Source organism: Dyadobacter sp. CY326, from assembly GCF_021390515.1.
GTDB lineage: Bacteria > Bacteroidota > Bacteroidia > Cytophagales > Spirosomataceae > Dyadobacter.
The window spans coordinates 503,845-517,435 of sequence record NZ_JAJUXI010000003.1; the positions used below are offsets into that span (position 1 = coordinate 503,845).

The window sequence follows — 13,591 nt, forward strand, 5'->3', positions numbered from 1 at the left end:
TGATTGCGTATAGTAATGTGGTGTGGCAAACTTTTTGAGATACACTTCTCAAATTTACCACCATAATATGCAAGCAGAGAATTCTATTCAACACCACGGGTTCCAGCAGGATCACAACTTTAAGATAATTGATTTGAAAGCAGGTTTGCGCTTGAATAAGCGTCGCCTGCTTTTTTGTATTGCACTAGTAACGAGCACATTGGCTCAGTTTACGGCTTCTGCGCAGCTTACAGTCTTTAACGTCTCCTCGTCCGAGATTTCTGAATCACGTAAAATCAGCGTACAGCAACAATTTGAAATCGAGGATGTGATCGAATCTTCCACAACATTGACTTACGGATTGGGCCGTAACTGGGAAGCCGGTATTAATGTGATCAACCTGGATTTTAATCCTAATAACCGGCACATTGAAGTCAACGACACGTCCATGACAAAGCCGTTTGCTCCGCTCGTGCTGGCAAATTCCCAAAAAGTTTTTGAACTGAACAAGACATTTTCAATCGGGATCGGCGCAGTCGCCGGCACTAATCTGACTGCCCATCATCAGCGGTTTGTTTATTATGGTTATTCCAATTTGGTGGCATCCGTTGGTTCGGAGGAGCAATATCAATTTGCGGCCGGGCCTTATATCAGCAACCACAGATATTTGGGTGAAGGCCCCGTTTATGGTGCTCAGATTGCGGTGGACGCTGGCATATGGAATGAAAAGTTTCATTTACTCGGAGACTGGATTTCCGGAAACCACCAGAAGGGAAAGCTCTCACTGGGATTTGAAGTCTTTCTTTCCCGCAGGCTGCCGCTCTCTGTGGGCTGGCAGCGCAGCAATGCGGATGGTTCACAGGCTGCGGTGGTGCAGCTCACCCTTCTTGCCAAATAACATTAGAATTTCATTTCCATGAGCGCAAAAAAACATTCTTTTTTTCACCGAAACAGTCTCAGCATTGTTTTTCTGAGCCTTTTCATTTTGGCACTAATCGCGCAGGCCATTTTTGGCTGGCACCAGCACAATGCTGAATTGAAACAGGATCATGCAGCAGCATTGACATTCCTGACTTATTTACAAAGCGGGCATTTTATTTCTTCCACTTTTGAAAACTTTGAAAGTGAATTTTTGCAAATGGCGCTTTATGTGGTGCTAACCGTGGGCCTCAGGCAAAAAGGGTCGGCGGAATCCAAGGCGCTGGACGAGGAAGAAGATGTGGACAAAGAGCCAACACCCGGCCCGGATGCGCCGTGGCCTGTCAGAAAAGGCGGACTGATCCTGAAACTTTATGAAAACTCGTTGTTCCTCGTTTTCCTGATCCTCTTCCTCATTTGCTGGTATTTGCACCTTTACGGCAGTTGGGTGGACCACAATCAGGAAAACATTGTCAAAGGCGAGCCGACTGACACGATGGCGAACTATTTGTTGCAGGCTAATTTCTGGTTTGAATCATTTCAAAACTGGCAAAGTGAGTTTCTTTCCATTGCGAGCATTGTGATTTTCACCATTTTCCTGCGTCAAAAAGGCTCTCCCGAATCGAAACCCGTGGATGCGCCAGACTCCAAAACAGGAAAATAATGCGGCGATTCGCTAGCCATCTTTTTCCGTGTTTTTGATCTTCATTAACAGCGCATAAGCATTTTTTACAACGAGCCTTGTGGTGTCGTCAATGCCGGAAGCTTCGATTTGCTGCTTTCCTGCATTGATGACGCCAGGCTTTACATTCACCATCTCAAACTTCCCGCTGCCCTGATCGGTGAAGACGTAAAATTTGTTTTCCCAACGCACCAGCGCATCTTCGGGAACTGTTAATGCCTTCTTGCTGCTAATAGAAACTTCGCCATTGATAAACATGCCGGGCACAAGCGCAGGGCTGTATTTCTCGAAATGACAATGCACTTCGGCCATCCGGTCTTCATCCAGACTTTTGGTGATGAGGATTATCTCGGCGGGAAATTTCTGATCCGGTTCAGCATTGGTGTATGCATACACGCGCTGACCCACAGACAATGCGGAAAGATCTTTTTCAAAAACATTTAACACCAAATGAATGTCGCTGGGATTAACCAACTCAAAGAGCATGTCCGTAGGCGCGGTATATTTACCGACATTCACATTCACTTTTGAAACGAAACCGTTGATCGGAGAAACAACTGAAACGCTCCTGGAAATCTTGTCTGCTCTCAACTTATTGGGATCAATGCCGATCACTTCAAGCTTCTGACTCAATGCGCTGGCGAGGATGCGCTGCGTCTCCAATTCCGCACGTGCTTGCTGAAACACCCGGTCGCTGCTAGCCTTGCTCGCATTCAGATCTTTCTGGCGATTAAACTCTGATTCTGCCAAAAGCAACTTTTCTTTCGCTGTTAGATAATCCTGTTGCAGCTGAATAAACTGCATATCTTCCAATTCTGCCAAAATCTGGCCCTTGCGAACATGCATGCCGGGAAGCATGTTTGTCGACTTCAAATAACCGCCCAGCGGAAAGCTCAAACTGATCGTGCTCTGTGGTGGAACGTCGATTTTTCCTTGTAATGACAGCACCGCACTAATGTTTTCCATTTGCGGCGTTCCCACTTCAATGCCCACACTTTGCTGCTGCGCATTGCTTACGGAGACCATTTGTTCGGTCACGTGTGTGTCCGGCTGAGCACTCTCGAGCTCGGCAGTTTTCTCCTCAGGAGCTTGCGCGCACGACGCAATGAGCAACAGGCTCAGGCAAGTGATGATGTAATTTTTCATATTTTGTTACAGGTTATTCAGTTTAAGTAATTGGATCACAGCCTGGTTATAGCTGCTTAACACGTGGATGTAGTCGGTTTTGATGGCAATGGCCTGATCCACCACAATAGCCCATTGCAGAAAATCAATGTCGCCGCCCTGGAATTGCTGATCGGCGGTTTCGATGATCAGATCAGCGTTTTTTAAGCCTTCATTTTCGTAATGAGTCAGGCTTTGCTGGAATTTTTGCACTTGTTGCGTTGCATTCTCTAATTCCTGCTGCATTTGTAAGCCGATCAATGCTGTCTGCTTTTTGTTGCTTTGCCAATCCAGCTCCGCAGCTGCGATCCGGGCCTTATGCGCTTTGAAAAATATCGGAATTCCGATGCCAGCGCTCACATAATGGAAGCGCTTGCCTGCATTGTAAACCATTTCCTGCCCACCCACAGACTGCGGCCCAATCAGACTCTGATTGCTGTAACCAATGGTAAAATCGGGCAGCAGACGTGATTTTTCGGTTTGCCAGCGAAATTGAGCCGCATCCTGCTGATGCTTTGCAAGCTCAATCAATGGAAGTTCCTCAATGCTGACAGAGTCGAATGCAGCCAGCATGATCTTGGGCTGATCAACCTGCGGAATGTAGACTTTGTCATCCTGCAAAAGAAAATTAAACTGCCTAACGGCTATTTGCAAATCGTTGTCGATCAGGTTAAGTTGATTGGTAATTTGCTGACGGCGCGACGATGCGGCCGTCTTTTCCAAAATATTGGCAGAACCTTTTTCAAAACGCAGGTTGGATTTTGTTTCAAAAAGTCTGTAAACGCTGTCGGCATATGCCAGCAGCTTGCGCCGTTCGATCAGGGAATTGTATTCATAAAATAGCTGACGCACATTCGCGCGCACTTCCTGTTCAGTGCGCTTCGTATTTGCCCGGGATGCAAGGAAATTTGCTTCAAGCACTTTACGCTGGTTGGCATAAACGCTTGGAAAACTGAATGTCTGGCTGATCCCAATCCTCGTGTCGTTGTTGATGCTGTTAACCTTCCCATAATCGGCGCTGATTGCCGTTTTGCCAATGTCCAAAGAGCTGGATTGCAGGCGTTCGGAGGCTTTTTCAGTTATTCTGTTGCTTTGAATCTGCAAATTTTTGTCAACTGCAATCTTTAATGCTTCGTCCAGATGAATGTTCGTTGGCTGTGACTGCGCAGAAGCGGCATGCGTCGCCAGAAAGCCGAAAATGATAAGAGCAGCCTTCAATCCGGCAGCATTATTACGCTTGTCGAACAGCAGATAAAGCGCAGGTAACACAAAGAGTGTGAGCAATGTAGCACTAATTAATCCACCAATGACCACGGTCGCCAGCGGGCGTTGCACTTCGGCTCCTGCCCCATTGCTTAATGCCATTGGTAAAAATCCAAGAGAGGCAACTGCTGCGGTCATTAACACCGGACGAAGCCGGTTGCGTGTGCCCGTCATCACCAGTTGAAGCGCGTCCGTAATAAGGCCTTCCTTCCTGATGCGATTGAACTCCGACAGCAGCACAATGCCATTTAAAACGGCCACGCCGAACAATGCAATGAAGCCAACGCCAGCCGAAATGCTGAATGGCATGCCGCGTAAAGCAAGTCCAAAAACGCCTCCGATGGCGGAAAGCGGGATGGCTGTGTAAATCAGCGCGCCATCCTTGATTGAAGAAAAAGCAAAATATAACATGATAAAAATTAGTAACAGCGCAACCGGAACTGCAATGACAAGCCGTGCTTTGGCCTGCTGCAAATTCTCAAAAGCTCCGCCGTAAGTGATGGTGTAACCCGGTTCAAACTTGATTTTCGCGTCCACTTTGGATTGCAGTTCCTCCACAATGGACTGCACATCGCGTCCGCGCACATTGAATCCGACAATGATCCTCCGCCGCGTATTTTCGCGCTGGATCTGGTTCGGGCCTTCTACTTCCCGAATGTTGGCCACTTGATACAAAGGGATCTGAATGCCGCCTGGCGTTGCGATAAGCAGGTTTTGAACATCATTAATGCTCCTTCTTCCCTCACTTCCGACGCGTACAACGAGATCAAATTTCTTTTCTCCTTCATAAATTTGTCCCGCTGAGGCTCCGGCAAATGCAGCATTAATAGTCCGATTGACCTCGTCGATGTTCATGCCGTATTTGGCAATCTCATCGCGGTTGAAATCAATGACAACCTGCGGCATCCCCGTAACCTTTTCGACATACCAATCGGCTGTTCCGTCAACTGTTTTGGAAATTGCGCCGAGTTGCTCGGCATAAGCGGCAAGTTTGTCCAGATCTTCACCGAAAATTTTGCAAACCACATCCTGCTTGGCCCCTGTCATCAGCTCGTTGAAGCGCATTTGTACGGGATATTGAAAGCCCGTTGTGACGCCAGGCATCACTTCCTGGGCTGTTGCGGCCATCTTGCTGGCCAGGTCAGGGAAGTTCGCAGCACTGGTCCATTCTGATTTATCTTTCAAAACAATGATCATATCACCACCCTCAATGGGCATGGGATCAGTCGGGATTTCTGCGCTTCCAATGCGGGAAACGATCTTTTCCACCTCGGGATAATCGGTTTTCAATTTCTCGGAAATGCGGTTGAATGCATCGATGGTTGTGCTCAGGTTTGTGCCGACGAGCAGCCGCGTCTCGGTCGCGAAATCACCTTCTTCGAGCTGCGGAATAAACTCGCCGCCCATGCGCATGAACAGCACCAATGCAACGCCAAAAAGTGCAAATGCAGCAACCACAAGCGTTTTCTTGATCCTTAATGCGCTTGTCAGCAAGCGCGCATAACCATTCTCCAACCGCGCCATGATCCGGTCCGACAAATTGGGTTTGTGAACAATTTTCTTGCTGATCAGCATTGAGCTGATCATGGGAATGTAAGTCAGCGACAAGATGAAAGCGCCCATAACGGCAAACGCAACCGTCTGTGCCATAGGCTTGAACATTTTGCCTTCAATGCCGGATAAGGAAAGAATTGGCAAGTAAACGATCAGAATGATGATCTGCCCGAAAACGGCCGCATTCATCATGCGCGAGGCTGATCCTGCGACTTCCTCATCCATTTCTGCCTGCGAAATGCGTTCGACTCCCGCATATCTTTTAGAAAAATGCATGTGGTGTAAAATCGCTTCGACAATGATCACCGCACCATCAACAATCAACCCGAAATCCAATGCACCCAGGCTCATCAAATTGCCGCTGACGCCAAAAATGTTCATCATCGCGATGGCAAAAAGCATGGACAACGGAATCACGGACGCGACGATGAGCCCTGCTCGCAGGTTGCCCAGGAACAGCACCAATATCAGCACAACGATGAGCGCGCCTTCGAGCAGGTTTTTTTCAACGGTTCCAATGGCATTGTTAACCATCTTGGTCCGGTCCAGAAACGGCTCTATTTCAAGTCCTTCAGGAAGGGTTTTCTGAACTTCGGCGACGCGCGTTTTGACATTTTTAATCACTTCTGAGGAATTCCCGCCTTTCAGCATCATCACAATTCCTCCCGCCAGCTCCCCTTTTCCGGCCATCGTTAATGCGCCATAACGGATCGCGGAGCCAAGCCGCACATCCGCAATGTGGCTGATCAGCACGGGTGTGCCGTTGGTGTTGCTCTTCACAACAATCTTGCGAATGTCGTCCATGGAGCCAGCCAGCCCGACACTCCGGATGTACAGCACTGCGGGTCCTTTCTCGATGTAAGCGCCGCCGGTGTTTTGATTATTCCTACTTAATGCAGTAAAAACGTCACTTATGGACAGATTGAGCGCTTTTAGATTAGCGGGAATTACAGCGACTTCATATTGTTTGAGGTCACCGCCAAAAGTCGAAACGTCCGCCACGCCGGGTGTGCCCAGGAGCTGCCGCCTGACAATCCAGTCCTGCGTTGTGCGCAAATCGGCCAGTGAAAATTGCTTCTCGTAACCGTCTTTTGGTTTGAGCACATATTGGTAAATTTCACCCAGGCCGGTCGTGGCTGGTGCGAGCTGCGGTGTGTTGGCGTCCGCTGTAATATCCACCTGCGACAAGCGCTCGGTCACTTGCTGGCGCGCCCAATAAACATCGGAATCGTCGTCAAAAACAATGGTGATGAGCGAAAGGCCGAAACGTGACATGCTGCGGCTTTCTTTGAGGCCAGGAATGTTGCTGATCGCCTGCTCGATGGGGAATGTGATCAGTCGTTCAACATCTTCGGCACCGAGCGATGGAGCGGTTGTGATCACCTGCACCTGATTATTTGTAATATCGGGAACTGCGTCTATGGGCAACCGGGTAACTTCATACACGCCGTAGACCACCCACAGCAGCATGAATATCCCAATTACCAGTTTGTTCTTCACAGAGAACTGGATAATTTTATTCAGCATGATTAATCAAAATAAATACATAGCAAATGAGGCCACGCATGTGCATTTAGCACGCGCATGGTGTTCAGGATGAGATCCTTGCAATATACTTATACGCGCGGCGGGCGGAACAGCGAACCTAATATGGTGCTGTAAGCGATCTGTGGCTGATCTGGTCCGTAATGTGACTTGATTTCCGGCTGGGTGCGGGCTGTGAAGGTGAATGTTTCAGTATGGGAAAAGAAAAGAAAATTGGCGTGATGGATCTCGATTTTTTTAAAAGGCAGCTGCATGTCCTTTTCATCATCATCATCGTCCAGATCTTCTCCCCAATAATGCATAGAAAGGAAATCTACAAAGCTAACCTTCTGATCCAAAGATTTATGCTCCAAAAAATGCCTGACCAGCGTGGGCGCTTTCATCACCTGATACAGCGACGTGGTGTCGAGTATGACGATGGTCAGAATGATATTTCGGATAAAACTTTTCACAACTTAAATGTAGAGCCGGATGCGCGGAATCACAAGTGAAAACGCAATTCAATAAATGTAACCGGTCAATTACTTGGTTTTATTTCGTTTTATAATTAAATATTGCAATAGTGAAAACCTAACAGGCAGCATTGGCGCTTATTGATATCTGGCGTGATTCTTGCTTTCCTGACAAAAAGAAAAAACCACATTAACCACTCAAAATGGCCGTTTCAGCAACATTTACATTGAAAGAAGACGATTCACAGGAGATTGAAATCCAGGCCCGGGACGTTGCGGAGATCGTCCCGGATGCCGATTTCAGATTTTGTCTTATTGTGTTAAAAAACGAAGAGAAACATTTTGTGGCTGGGACAAAACAAGCCATTCAAGAGAAACTTGGTATGCCCCAGTCTGAGCTTTGAATGCATTAATTCCAAACGCCGTTGCCAGCTGTTAAAATGAGGGGCGCCCCATCGGTTACCATAATGGTGTGCTCGTGCTGCGCCATAAAGCCGCCTTTGTTTCCGACCATTGTCCATCCATCGCTGGCGGTTACGGCAAAATTTGAGGTTGTGGAAATGAATGTTTCAATAGCCACGACCGAGTTTTTCCGAAAGCGCTTGAAATTAGAGCTGTCCCGAAAATTCATGATTTCGCTCGGCTCTTCGTGCAATGCGCGGCCTATGCCATGTCCTGCAAGATTTTTGATCACCTTGTAACCGCGGCGCTTTGCCTCCGATTCCATGATGAATCCGACGTCCGATATGCGCACGCCGCTTCTGATCTTAAAAATCGCTTTGAGCAAAATTTCTTTTGATGCATCAATCAGTTTTTGATGCTGACCAATATCTTCTCCCAGCACGAATGAACTTCCGTTGTCAGAGAAAAAACCTTCCAGTTCGGCGGAAACATCGATATTTACCAAATCACCTTCCTGCAAAACCCTTTTATCTGACGGCATTCCGTGACAAAATTCGTTATTAACACTGATGCAAGTCCAGCCGGGAAAACCGTATGTTGCATTAGGCGCTGACCGTGCTCCATAGTCGGCGAGGATCTGACCGCCATATTCGTCCAGCGCTTTGGTTGTCATGCCTGGTTTCGCATAATCCCGCATTTGTTTTAATGTTAATGCGACCACTTCACTTGCTTTTTTTATTCCGCTGAGTTCCAACTCACTTGTAATTGACATAAACGCTTTTGTTTTGAATCTGGCACTAGAACAAAATAAAAATCCCGCCGGTGCAAATATAGCGCACCAGCGGGATTTTTATCTTTGCGAATAACGGATCAATGTGCCTCTCCGCTGTGTTGTGTGCCCTTAAAAAGGCCTTTTGCCATTTCAAGATGGTGTTTCAATGCCGGAATTTTTGCGTCTGCCCATTTTTTAACGTCCGCATCTTTCCCTTTGTTGGATTCGCTTTGGAACAGGCCAACCGTTTCCTCGTGGGAAGCGATCATCATGTTCATGTAAAGCATGTCAAATTTCTCCCCTTTTTGCGATGCTAGGCTGTCATATTTCTGTTGCTTCGCAGCCGGCAGCGCTGTCGGAATCTGAACCTGCTTCTTTTGTGCCAAAGCTTTCAGTTCTCCGTTCACTTTGGTGTGATCAGTGATCATTTGTTTGCAAAAATCCTTGAACTTTGGCGATGACGCTTGTTTTTGCGCCAGCTCACCGAGTTTTACTTCAAGCATGCCCCCGGCTGCCGCTGCGAGAATGAATGCTTTGTCAGGAGAATCCGCAGTAAACCGGCTTGAAAAGGCCAGGCAAACCGAAAGGAGCACGCACGTTGCCAATAAATAGATCGCTTTCATTGATTTGTCGATTAAGATTTGTTGATTATACGGGAACATTTCCCGAAGAGATGGGCCGTAAGCAAAAAGCGTTCCGCTGAGTGGCACGAAAATTACAGCGCCAGACAAAAAAATTTAACCGTATCATTTCAAGCATTTTAATCAAAAAAATATGCGTTCCAATAGATGGTTGATCGTTTTGCTGGTGGTTGCCGTGCTGGTGGGAATCGGGATCTGGTGGTGGAAATCGCCAACTTCCGACGTGGCGAAGCAAAAGGCAGTCGATAAAGTAACGCCCACGGTTAGCGTTGCGTCCCTGAACATCACCAACATTGATGCGGACAGGATTAAAATGACAAGCAAAGTCACTATAAGCAATCCCCTTCCGGTTGACATTAATACCAGAAAACTGAATTATGTCATTTACATTGACTCAATTAAGGTGATCGAGGATGCTTATGAAAAGCCGCTAAGCATTCCATCGTCTGACAGTGTTACGATTGAACTGCCGATGGCGTTGCTCCTGAAACCCATGACGCAAGTGCTTAAACATTTCGACGACGAGAACATCGACAGCGCCAATTACGCCATGACCGCAACGTTTGAAACAGATGTGCCGATTGCGGGAGAGCGGAAGTTCAAAATGGATATTGCTAAAAAGTTGCCTGCCTTGCGCCTACCGAAAGTAAAGATTACGCAGGTGGACCTGAATGCGCTGGCGCTGAAAAGCAAAGGAATGGATGTTGATGTGGAGGTCTATAATCCCAACCAGTTTCCTTTAAAAATTAGCAATTCGGCGTTTTCATTCGATTTGGAGGATGCAATGCAGATGAAAGGAGTTTTGGAAAAAGTAATTTCAATTCCAGCAAAAGGCAGGCAGAATGTTTCCATGCACGCCAAAGTCACGGACGGGAGCGTTTTGAAAAGCGGCTGGAAATTGCTCACCGATAAAAAAGACACCCAATTTAAAGCGCTCTTCAGCGGAAACATTGACTCGGAAAACAAAATGCTCAGTAATAGCAAAATGGCAATGAAAATGACCGGAACACTGGATGAGGTGATGAATGCGGTCAAGGAAGTGAAGGAATAAAATAACAATTGAAACAAAAAAAGGACAGCCTGAATTTGCATTCAGGCTGTCCTTTTTCGTAAACCGACTCCTTAGTCGTTACCCTGCGTCTTAACAATTTTGTTATAAACGCCCAATAGCAAAATCGGCGCTGCCCATTGGCCAACAAACAATGCCGTATGCTTTCTGTTAAGAATTTTCAGCGTCAGCGAAACACCCATTACAGTGATGGCCGACCATAAAAATACGTCAGAAGGAATTTTTGCAGTTTGGTTTTCAATTGCTTTTGCAACTTTGCCCTCGTTTTGTTCCGGGTTAATATCATCTAGTTCATCGATCATTGCTTTATAAGTTTAAGTGACAAATCGCTAGCCACTTATAAAAACCGTTCCAGCCATAATCAAGGTTCATGCTGGTGTTTCTGCGTCGCGGAGTCTGGTTTGCTGGAAATAGTGAACTGACGTATTTCGCCCTTTTCCCAGGCATTAGCACCCGGAACGGGCGTAGGAATAGGAATGTCACGCCTGTTTTCCCTCTTTTCTTTGGTTGAGATTTTGAATCGTTTGTCGCGGTCGGCCAGCAGTTCGGGATGGAGCTGCCCGTCTTTTGTAAATCCCATCATGATCATGGGCGAGCCGAGCGGCAAGGTCCGTTTCTGGTCCGTATGCCAGGTGTGAATCGTTTTCCCATAAGTCGAGATCAGTTTTTCCATCAGCTCGTGCTCGGCAACCTGCGGAATTCCCGGCGCAATCAGCGAACCTGAACTTACCTCATGTGCATGGCTGTGCCACAACTTTTTCTCCTCGGTTGAAAGCCCTTTGAATAGCTTTTCGCTGATGATGTATTCAATGCCCATGATCTTCGCATCTTTTTCGTTTCCGTCAAAAATGATCGCCTGATATACATCTTCATTCAACTGATTTACATAATGATGCGCCTCCATTTGCGCATTGATGTTGCCGTTGTAAAAATGAAAACCGTCCAGATAAGCGCTGAATCCTTTCAGCGGCGTTTTGTCCTGCATGACGTCCGCGCCTGCATTAAGGGTTTTTTCCTTAGGCGTTTTCTCGTCGCCGGGCGCGGCCACATTAGAGGAAGTGTTGCTGCCTCCGCAGGAAGACAAAATTGCGGGCAGCATGAGCAAAAAAAATTTGTGAAAGGTTGCCATTTGGATATAAATATTTGAGTTCGGCGGGCCTCAAATTATTATGCCACAGGCAGTTTGATCAAAAAACCAAAGAGGAAGTCCCCTCTTTGAAAAGTGAAGTCACGATTGGCAAGCTTAACCCAACCAACCGGCTTCCTTCGCCAAAAATACTAGCTCAACGAGAACCACGACACTAGTGATGGCAATAATTCCGTACTTAATTTTGTCCCGTTTCGACATGGGTCCTTTTGCCTTTTTAGGCTCGGCAACCCTCCTTTCGAGAACAGGTGTAACGATGGGCTTTCGCATCAGCGGGGCGTCGGCGCCTAGCTTGGCCTTATGAAGTTCGAAAAGTTCACGCCGCTTTTGGTCTAGATTTGTCTCCATAAATAAACGAAGTTTAACAGCACGATAAAATATCGGAAGTTTTTGTAGAAAACGCTAATGATTTATTAAAATTATCTTCACTATCAATTGATTTACAAACATTAACAATCAATTAGCGCCTTCCGTAAATCCAATAACCAATGCCGTTTTTTGAGTTATTTTAAATCAAACCTCTCAATAGCAACATTCGTGCCGGGCGTTCCTTTTGCCACAATCCCTATACGCAATGCGCGGTCCCAGGGAGGCAGATAGGAAACGTCCGGAATGCTTGCACGCATATCTATATACGTGTAGCCACCATCCAGACTATAAGCGAATTGCAAGTCAGTGTTATGCTTGACAGAAAGTCTAACACTGATATTTTTTTGCTGACCATTTAATGGAATATTTGCAATGGAGCTTGTTATGCCGTCTTTCAACGCCGTGATCGATAAGCTGTCTTTACTGGCCGCTGCGTAGATCATGTTTCTATCGTCCCCTATCAATGCCACGCCTGCCGCTGCATTCGCCGCCGGAATGACTTCCACAATGGCTTCATAATCGGCATTAAGCACTTTTTTTCCTAAATAAATTTCATTGCTATCGCTTAATGTAATGTTTAATTTCCCGTTTTGCTGCTTCAATGCTGGCTTGCGATACACGGACCAGTTCCATTGCAGACTTGGCATCTTGGTTTCAAAATCATCGCTGCTAGAAATTACCGGCGCCATATTGTCTGCACTCAGATATTTATCAGAAAACTTGATCCAATTGTCTTTGGTGAATTCAAACTCCTGTATAAGTCCTTGACGACCAGTATATTTATTGGATTCCTTGTCGTAAGCGTGATACATGAAATAGTTTTTCCCATTGTATTTCAAGGCTGTCCCGTGACCTGGGCAAACCCACTTTTCCTGATTATTTAAAATCGGATTGTTCTCATATTTTTCCCAGGGACCGGCCAGCTTCTTCGAACGGGCCACGCCGGTGGCGTAAGTGCAGCCACTGCCACAACATCCCGCTGCTGCATATATTGCATAGAAATAACCATTGTTTTTGACGATGGAAACGCCTTCCACAAGATTTCCCTCCCATTTGGTGTCATTCCTAAAAAGCTCTTTTTTTTCTCCGATGAGCGCTGTGCGTTCCTCGTTCAATGGCTGAATCCAGATGGGCGTTGGCTGACCAATGCTGTTGCCGTCTTCCTTCCAAATCAAATGCAGCTTATTGTTTTCATCACGCATGGGAAATCCGTCGATGGAACCATCGGCCTCGCAAACCAATGGTCCGTGATCTTTGTAAGGGCCTTCGGGCGAATCAGCGCTGGCAACGCCTACGCATAGATTTCCGTCTTTCTTATGCGCGGTGTAATACACGTAAACTTTCCCGTTCTCCACATTGAGCTCGGGCGCCCAATAATAATAATCCGCCCAGGAAGTGAGTTTTGGAAAAATATATCCCACTTGTTCCCACTTTTTCAAATCTGTGGATTTCAATATGGGGAATGAGGGCGCCCAGTTGGAACTGGTTGCCGTTGCATAATATGCACCTTTGAATTTGATGACTGACGGATCAGGGAAATCGCCAGGGATAACGGCCTGCTGCGCGGAGGCCAGGTTGATAACAATCGTAAAAATAACCAGCAATACAAATCTCATTTCTCAAATTTTAGTTAA

The 13,591-nt window shown here is 46.6% G+C and carries 13 protein-coding genes; 4 read left to right on the forward strand and 9 right to left on the reverse strand.

Annotated elements, in window-relative coordinates:
* The first annotated feature begins 67 nt into the window (after nt 1-67).
* Both LZG73_RS06565 and LZG73_RS06570 read left to right on the forward strand, forming a co-directional pair.
* Nucleotides 68-877, forward strand: coding sequence for a hypothetical protein (locus tag LZG73_RS06565; RefSeq protein ID WP_233847023.1), 810 nt, complete (start codon nt 68-70; stop codon nt 875-877).
* Nucleotides 878-895: 18 nt separating this feature from the next.
* A complete protein-coding gene (locus tag LZG73_RS06570) occupies nt 896-1,561 on the forward strand; it encodes a DUF6766 family protein (protein ID WP_233847025.1) in 666 nt (221 codons plus the stop codon).
* Between the two features lie 12 nt (nt 1,562-1,573).
* On the opposite strand, the gene LZG73_RS06575 is transcribed toward LZG73_RS06570, so the two are convergent.
* The 3 genes from LZG73_RS06575 to LZG73_RS06585 all read right to left on the reverse strand — a co-directional run bounded on the left by LZG73_RS06575 (nt 1,574) and on the right by LZG73_RS06585 (nt 7,557).
* Nucleotides 1,574-2,725, reverse strand: coding sequence for an efflux RND transporter periplasmic adaptor subunit (locus LZG73_RS06575; RefSeq protein WP_233847027.1), 1,152 nt, complete (start codon nt 2,723-2,725; stop codon nt 1,574-1,576).
* A gap of 6 nt (nt 2,726-2,731) precedes the next feature.
* Nucleotides 2,732-7,087: a CusA/CzcA family heavy metal efflux RND transporter gene (locus tag LZG73_RS06580; RefSeq protein WP_233847028.1), complete on the reverse strand. Its 4,356-nt coding sequence runs from the start codon at nt 7,085-7,087 to the stop codon at nt 2,732-2,734.
* 89 nt (nt 7,088-7,176) lie between these two features.
* The gene (locus LZG73_RS06585) at nt 7,177-7,557 is read right to left on the reverse strand and encodes a hypothetical protein (RefSeq protein WP_233847029.1); all 381 of its coding nucleotides are present in this window, start codon (nt 7,555-7,557) and stop codon (nt 7,177-7,179) included.
* Between the two features lie 203 nt (nt 7,558-7,760).
* On the opposite strand from LZG73_RS06585, the gene LZG73_RS06590 reads away from it, so the two are divergent.
* A complete protein-coding gene (locus LZG73_RS06590; protein ID WP_233847030.1) occupies nt 7,761-7,961 on the forward strand; it encodes a hypothetical protein in 201 nt (66 codons plus the stop codon).
* A 5-nt stretch (nt 7,962-7,966) separates the two neighbouring features.
* Here the strand turns inward: LZG73_RS06590 and map are convergent, their stop codons facing one another.
* Together map and LZG73_RS06600 are read right to left on the reverse strand one after the other, a co-directional pair.
* Nucleotides 7,967-8,731, reverse strand: coding sequence for a type I methionyl aminopeptidase (gene map / locus LZG73_RS06595; RefSeq protein WP_233847031.1), 765 nt, complete (start codon nt 8,729-8,731; stop codon nt 7,967-7,969).
* A 98-nt stretch (nt 8,732-8,829) separates the two neighbouring features.
* Nucleotides 8,830-9,354, reverse strand: coding sequence for a DUF4142 domain-containing protein (locus LZG73_RS06600; protein WP_233847032.1), 525 nt, complete (start codon nt 9,352-9,354; stop codon nt 8,830-8,832).
* A gap of 151 nt (nt 9,355-9,505) precedes the next feature.
* On the opposite strand from LZG73_RS06600, the gene LZG73_RS06605 reads away from it, so the two are divergent.
* A complete protein-coding gene (locus LZG73_RS06605; RefSeq protein ID WP_233847033.1) occupies nt 9,506-10,423 on the forward strand; it encodes an LEA type 2 family protein in 918 nt (305 codons plus the stop codon).
* Between the two features lie 71 nt (nt 10,424-10,494).
* Here the strand turns inward: LZG73_RS06605 and LZG73_RS06610 are convergent, their stop codons facing one another.
* The 4 genes from LZG73_RS06610 to LZG73_RS06625 all read right to left on the reverse strand — a co-directional run bounded on the left by LZG73_RS06610 (nt 10,495) and on the right by LZG73_RS06625 (nt 13,573).
* Entirely contained in the window at nt 10,495-10,743 is a 249-nt protein-coding gene (locus LZG73_RS06610) for a hypothetical protein (protein ID WP_233847034.1), read from the reverse strand.
* A 59-nt stretch (nt 10,744-10,802) separates the two neighbouring features.
* Nucleotides 10,803-11,540 (reverse strand): OBAP family protein, encoded by a 738-nt coding sequence (locus tag LZG73_RS06615; RefSeq protein ID WP_233847036.1) that lies wholly within the window; start codon nt 11,538-11,540, stop codon nt 10,803-10,805.
* A 144-nt stretch (nt 11,541-11,684) separates the two neighbouring features.
* Nucleotides 11,685-11,936, reverse strand: coding sequence for a hypothetical protein (locus LZG73_RS06620; RefSeq protein WP_233847038.1), 252 nt, complete (start codon nt 11,934-11,936; stop codon nt 11,685-11,687).
* A 155-nt stretch (nt 11,937-12,091) separates the two neighbouring features.
* Complete coding sequence (locus LZG73_RS06625) at nt 12,092-13,573, reverse strand: family 43 glycosylhydrolase (RefSeq protein ID WP_233847040.1); 1,482 nt, start codon at nt 13,571-13,573, stop codon at nt 12,092-12,094.
* Nucleotides 13,574-13,591: the final 18 nt, after the last annotated feature.

Excerpts from the sequence above, each read along its gene's own strand:
- LZG73_RS06565 (WP_233847023.1), top strand. The coding sequence starts at position 68 with ATGCAAGCAGAGAATTCTATTCAACACCACGGGTTCCAGCAGGATCAC.
- LZG73_RS06570 (WP_233847025.1), top strand. The coding sequence starts at position 896 with ATGAGCGCAAAAAAACATTCTTTTTTTCACCGAAACAGTCTCAGCATT.
- LZG73_RS06575 (WP_233847027.1), bottom strand. The coding sequence starts at position 2,725 with ATGAAAAATTACATCATCACTTGCCTGAGCCTGTTGCTCATTGCGTCG.
- LZG73_RS06580 (WP_233847028.1), bottom strand. The coding sequence starts at position 7,087 with ATGCTGAATAAAATTATCCAGTTCTCTGTGAAGAACAAACTGGTAATT.
- LZG73_RS06590 (WP_233847030.1), top strand. The coding sequence starts at position 7,761 with ATGGCCGTTTCAGCAACATTTACATTGAAAGAAGACGATTCACAGGAG.
- map (WP_233847031.1), bottom strand. The coding sequence starts at position 8,731 with ATGTCAATTACAAGTGAGTTGGAACTCAGCGGAATAAAAAAAGCAAGT.
- LZG73_RS06600 (WP_233847032.1), bottom strand. The coding sequence starts at position 9,354 with ATGAAAGCGATCTATTTATTGGCAACGTGCGTGCTCCTTTCGGTTTGC.
- LZG73_RS06605 (WP_233847033.1), top strand. The coding sequence starts at position 9,506 with ATGCGTTCCAATAGATGGTTGATCGTTTTGCTGGTGGTTGCCGTGCTG.
- LZG73_RS06610 (WP_233847034.1), bottom strand. The coding sequence starts at position 10,743 with ATGATCGATGAACTAGATGATATTAACCCGGAACAAAACGAGGGCAAA.
- LZG73_RS06615 (WP_233847036.1), bottom strand. The coding sequence starts at position 11,540 with ATGCTGCCCGCAATTTTGTCTTCCTGCGGAGGCAGCAACACTTCCTCT.
- LZG73_RS06620 (WP_233847038.1), bottom strand. The coding sequence starts at position 11,936 with ATGGAGACAAATCTAGACCAAAAGCGGCGTGAACTTTTCGAACTTCAT.
- LZG73_RS06625 (WP_233847040.1), bottom strand. The coding sequence starts at position 13,573 with ATGAGATTTGTATTGCTGGTTATTTTTACGATTGTTATCAACCTGGCC.